At 55.0% G+C, this 5,681-nt stretch carries 2 tRNA genes and 3 rRNA genes; all 5 read left to right on the forward strand.

The features are described 5' to 3' along the window. Nucleotides 1–296 precede the first annotated feature (296 nt). A 16S ribosomal RNA gene (locus QYH69_RS35560) occupies nt 297–1,827 on the forward strand. A gap of 66 nt (nt 1,828–1,893) precedes the next feature. Further along, nucleotides 1,894–1,970: transfer RNA gene (locus tag QYH69_RS35565), tRNA-Ile, on the forward strand. A gap of 92 nt (nt 1,971–2,062) precedes the next feature. Beyond that, nucleotides 2,063–2,138 (forward strand) — tRNA-Ala (locus QYH69_RS35570). A gap of 313 nt (nt 2,139–2,451) precedes the next feature. After that, a 23S ribosomal RNA gene (locus QYH69_RS35575) occupies nt 2,452–5,333 on the forward strand. 188 nt (nt 5,334–5,521) lie between these two features. Further along, nucleotides 5,522–5,635, forward strand: a 5S ribosomal RNA gene (rrf, locus tag QYH69_RS35580). The 16S, 23S and 5S rRNA genes sit together here with 2 tRNA genes alongside, the layout of an rRNA operon. The last annotated feature ends 46 nt before the right edge of the window (nt 5,636–5,681 follow it).

Below are 5,681 nucleotides of genomic sequence, written 5' to 3' on the forward strand. Positions count from 1 at the left end.
TGCATAATCTCGCTTCTCTGCTGCAGCGAGCGGCGGACACGAAGAAGGGCGGTGGCGGTTCAGCGGAATGCGCCGGAAGGGAAGCCCGATTCGTGAATCGATCTTTAACAATTCACAGCCGATAAGTGTGGGTGCTTGATGGCGGCGCGCGATGACCTCTCGGGGTTGTCGAATGGCGAAAGTATCAAGTGTCTCACACAGTATTGAAGGGTCTTCAGAGATGGAGATCCAACTGTCAGTACGTTGAGTGAGCGACCGGTTTGTAGAGATATGAACCGAAAACAGTAACAGGCATTGAACTGAAGAGTTTGATCCTGGCTCAGATTGAACGCTGGCGGCATGCCTTACACATGCAAGTCGGACGGCAGCGCGGGGGCAACCCTGGCGGCGAGTGGCGAACGGGTGAGTAATACATCGGAACGTGTCCTGGAGTGGGGGATAGCCCGGCGAAAGCCGGATTAATACCGCATACGATCTGAGGATGAAAGCGGGGGACCGCAAGGCCTCGCGCTCAAGGAGCGGCCGATGGCGGATTAGCTGGTTGGTGGGGTAAAGGCCCACCAAGGCGACGATCCGTAGCTGGTCTGAGAGGACGACCAGCCACACTGGGACTGAGACACGGCCCAGACTCCTACGGGAGGCAGCAGTGGGGAATTTTGGACAATGGGGGCAACCCTGATCCAGCAATGCCGCGTGTGTGAAGAAGGCCTTCGGGTTGTAAAGCACTTTTGTCCGGAAAGAAAACTTCGTCCCTAATATGGATGGAGGATGACGGTACCGGAAGAATAAGCACCGGCTAACTACGTGCCAGCAGCCGCGGTAATACGTAGGGTGCGAGCGTTAATCGGAATTACTGGGCGTAAAGCGTGCGCAGGCGGTGATGTAAGACCGATGTGAAATCCCCGGGCTTAACCTGGGAACTGCATTGGTGACTGCATTGCTGGAGTATGGCAGAGGGGGGTGGAATTCCACGTGTAGCAGTGAAATGCGTAGAGATGTGGAGGAACACCGATGGCGAAGGCAGCCCCCTGGGCCAATACTGACGCTCATGCACGAAAGCGTGGGGAGCAAACAGGATTAGATACCCTGGTAGTCCACGCCCTAAACGATGTCAACTGGTTGTCGGGCCTTCATTGGCTTGGTAACGTAGCTAACGCGTGAAGTTGACCGCCTGGGGAGTACGGTCGCAAGATTAAAACTCAAAGGAATTGACGGGGACCCGCACAAGCGGTGGATGATGTGGATTAATTCGATGCAACGCGAAAAACCTTACCTACCCTTGACATGGACGGAACCTCGATGAGAGTTGAGGGTGCCCGAAAGGGAGCCGTCACACAGGTGCTGCATGGCTGTCGTCAGCTCGTGTCGTGAGATGTTGGGTTAAGTCCCGCAACGAGCGCAACCCTTGTCCCTGGTTGCTACGCAAGAGCACTCCAGGGAGACTGCCGGTGACAAACCGGAGGAAGGTGGGGATGACGTCAAGTCCTCATGGCCCTTATGGGTAGGGCTTCACACGTCATACAATGGTCGGAACAGAGGGTTGCCAAGCCGCGAGGCGGAGCCAATCCCAGAAAACCGATCGTAGTCCGGATCGCAGTCTGCAACTCGACTGCGTGAAGCTGGAATCGCTAGTAATCGCGGATCAGCATGCCGCGGTGAATACGTTCCCGGGTCTTGTACACACCGCCCGTCACACCATGGGAGTGGGTTTTACCAGAAGTGGCTAGTCTAACCGCAAGGAGGACGGTCACCACGGTAGGATTCATGACTGGGGTGAAGTCGTAACAAGGTAGCCGTATCGGAAGGTGCGGCTGGATCACCTCCTTTCCAGAGCTTTGCGTCTTAAGTTGAGCACTCACACTTGTCGGCTGTGCATTGAAGGACAGGCTGAAGGGGTCTGTAGCTCAGTCGGTTAGAGCACCGTCTTGATAAGGCGGGGGTCGCTGGTTCGAATCCAGCCAGACCCACCATGTCGGCTGCCGTTAGCGCTTCAGCGCTTACGGAAGCCCCACCCCCGAAGGGGGCGGAAGGTGGAGAGCAGATCCCTTGAAAGTTGTCGTGCGGGGGATTAGCTCAGCTGGGAGAGCACCTGCTTTGCAAGCAGGGGGTCGTCGGTTCGATCCCGTCATCCTCCACCAATTACCAGTGCCTAGTGTCCGGTCAGCAGGTGAACCGGGTATTACGCATTGGCAATTGCGCCAGTCAGCTCTGGTATGAAGCGGTAAGGCATATCGGCTGTCGTTCTTTAACAATCAGGAAGAAGCAGTAGTAGAGATCAATGAAAGCGTCTGAGAGATGGACGTGAGTAGATTGGTCAGGGTTGTGATTGTATCGAAGTATTTTTTAGGGTCCTCGATGAGAGGGCGCTTGGAATACGGCACAACGCGAAAACTCAGCCTGTAGCGCGTGTGGTCGAAGGGACGCCAGTCCGTGGAGACACACCCGTTATAGGGTCAAGCGAACAAGTGCATGTGGTGGATGCCTTGGCGATCACAGGCGATGAAGGACGCGGTAGCCTGCGAAAAGCTTCGGGGAGCTGGCAAACGAGCATTGATCCGAAGATGTCCGAATGGGGAAACCCACTCCGAATGGAGTATCCGTGGCTGAATACATAGGCCATGTGAAGCGAACGCGGCGAACTGAAACATCTAAGTAGCCGCAGGAACAGAAATCAACCGAGATTCCCAGAGTAGTGGCGAGCGAAATGGGAGCAGCCTGTACTCTTTATCTGTACTGTTAGCCGAACGCTCTGGAAAGTGCGGCCATAGCGGGTGATAGCCCCGTAGGCGAAAGCAGTGTGGAAGAACTAGGTGTACGACAAGTAGGGCGGGACACGTGAAATCCTGTCTGAAGATGGGGGGACCATCCTCCAAGGCTAAATACTCGTGATCGACCGATAGTGAACCAGTACCGTGAGGGAAAGGCGAAAAGAACCCCGGGAGGGGAGTGAAACAGATCCTGAAACCGCATGCATACAAACAGTCGGAGCCTGGAAACGGGTGACGGCGTACCTTTTGTATAATGGGTCAGCGACTTACATTCAGTGGCGAGCTTAACCGATTAGGGCAGGCGTAGCGAAAGCGAGTCCGAACAGGGCGAATCAGTCGCTGGGTGTAGACCCGAAACCAGATGATCTATCCATGGCCAGGATGAAGGCACGGTAACACGTGCTGGAGGTCCGAACCCACTAGTGTTGAAAAACTAGGGGATGAGCTGTGGATAGGGGTGAAAGGCTAAACAAATCTGGAAATAGCTGGTTCTCTCCGAAAACTATTTAGGTAGTGCCTCGTGTCTCACCTTCGGGGGTAGAGCACTGTCATGGTTGAAGGGTCCATTGCGGATTACTTCGCCATAGCAAACTCCGAATACCGAAGAGTGCAATCACGGGAGACAGACATCGGGTGCTAACGTCCGGTGTCAAGAGGGAAACAACCCAGACCGCCAGCTAAGGTCCCCAAATATGGCTAAGTGGGAAACGAAGTGGGAAGGCTAAAACAGTCAGGAGGTTGGCTTAGAAGCAGCCACCCTTTAAAGAAAGCGTAATAGCTCACTGATCGAGTCGTCCTGCGCGGAAGATGTAACGGGGCTAAGCCATATACCGAAGCTGCGGATGCGTGCTTGCACGCATGGTAGGAGAGCGTTCCGTAAGCCTGCGAAGGTGCACTGGAAAGTGTGCTGGAGGTATCGGAAGTGCGAATGCTGACATGAGTAGCGATAAAGGGGGTGAAAGGCCCCCTCGCCGTAAGCCCAAGGTTTCCTACGCAACGTTCATCGGCGTAGGGTGAGTCGGCCCCTAAGGCGAGGCAGAAATGCGTAGCTGATGGGAAGCAGGTCAATATTCCTGCACCAGTGTGAAATGCGATGGGGGGACGGATCGCGGAAGGTTGTCCGGGTGTTGGAAGTCCCGGTCGCTGCGTTGGAGAAGGTGCTCTGGCAAATCCGGGCACGTAATTCAAGGGCGTGGCGCGAGCTCCTTCGGGAGCGAAGCAACTGGAAGGGGTTCCAGGAAAAGCCTCTAAGCTTCAGTTTCACATTGACCGTACCGCAAACCGACACAGGTGGGCGAGATGAGTATTCTAAGGCGCTTGAGAGAACCCGGGAGAAGGAACTCGGCAAACTGGTACCGTAACTTCGGGATAAGGTACGCCCTTGTAGCTTGATGCGCCTGCGCGCAGAGGGTGAAGGGGTTGCAATAAACTGGTGGCTGCGACTGTTTAATAAAAACACAGCACTCTGCAAACACGAAAGTGGACGTATAGGGTGTGACGCCTGCCCGGTGCCGGAAGATTAAATGATGGGGTGCAAGCTCCTGATTGAAGTCCCGGTAAACGGCGGCCGTAACTATAACGGTCCTAAGGTAGCGAAATTCCTTGTCGGGTAAGTTCCGACCTGCACGAATGGCGTAACGATGGCCACACTGTCTCCTCCCGGGACTCAGCGAAGTTGAAGTGTTTGTGATGATGCAATCTCCCCGCGGCTAGACGGAAAGACCCCATGAACCTTTACTGCAGCTTTGCATTGGACTTTGAACCGGTCTGTGTAGGATAGGTGGGAGGCTATGAAGCTGGAACGCTAGTTTCAGTGGAGCCGTCCTTGAAATACCACCCTGATCTGTTTGAGGTTCTAACCTTGGACCCTGAAGCGGGTTCGGGGACAGTGCATGGCAGGCAGTTTGACTGGGGCGGTCTCCTCCCAAAGTGTAACGGAGGAGTACGAAGGTACGCTAGGTACGGTCGGAAATCGTGCTGATAGTGCAATGGCATAAGCGTGCTTGACTGTGAGACTGACAAGTCGAACAGGTGCGAAAGCAGGTCATAGTGATCCGGTGGTTCTGTATGGAAGGGCCATCGCTCAACGGATAAAAGGTACTCTGGGGATAACAGGCTGATACCGCCCAAGAGTTCATATCGACGGCGGTGTTTGGCACCTCGATGTCGGCTCATCTCATCCTGGGGCTGTAGCCGGTCCCAAGGGTATGGCTGTTCGCCATTTAAAGAGGTACGTGAGCTGGGTTTAAAACGTCGTGAGACAGTTTGGTCCCTATCTGCCGTGGGCGCTGGATATTTGAAGGGACCTGCTCCTAGTACGAGAGGACCGGAGTGGACGAACCTCTGGTGTACCGGTTGTGACGCCAGTCGCATCGCCGGGTAGCTATGTTCGGAAGAGATAACCGCTGAAAGCATCTAAGCGGGAAACTCGCCTTGAGATGAGATATCCCCGGGGCTTCGAGCCCCTTGAAGGGTCGTTCAAGACCAGGACGTTGATAGGTCAGGTGTGGAAGCGCAGTAATGCGTTAAGCTAACTGATACTAATTGCCCGTAAGGCTTGATCCTATAACCGGTGTGTTTCGCGGTCATGGTTAATGCTCCAGCATTTACCCGGACCCCACCCCCGTCAGGGGGTAGCGCAGACAGACGGTTGAGTGAGCCGCGTTGTGCCAGACAACACAACCCATCCCCTGCTACCCACGCTTCTTCCCGATTGGTTCTGCTGCCCGCATGCCGCAGAACAACCCGTCATGCCTGATGACCATAGCGAGTCGGTCCCACCCCTTCCCATCCCGAACAGGACCGTGAAACGACTCCACGCCGATGATAGTGCGGATTGCCCGTGTGAAAGTAGGTAATCGTCAGGCTCCCCCTCAGCTGAAAACATCAACCCCGCCCGCACAGGCGGGGTTG

It is taken from the genome of Paraburkholderia sp. SARCC-3016 (genome assembly GCF_031119615.1).
GTDB lineage: Bacteria > Pseudomonadota > Gammaproteobacteria > Burkholderiales > Burkholderiaceae > Paraburkholderia.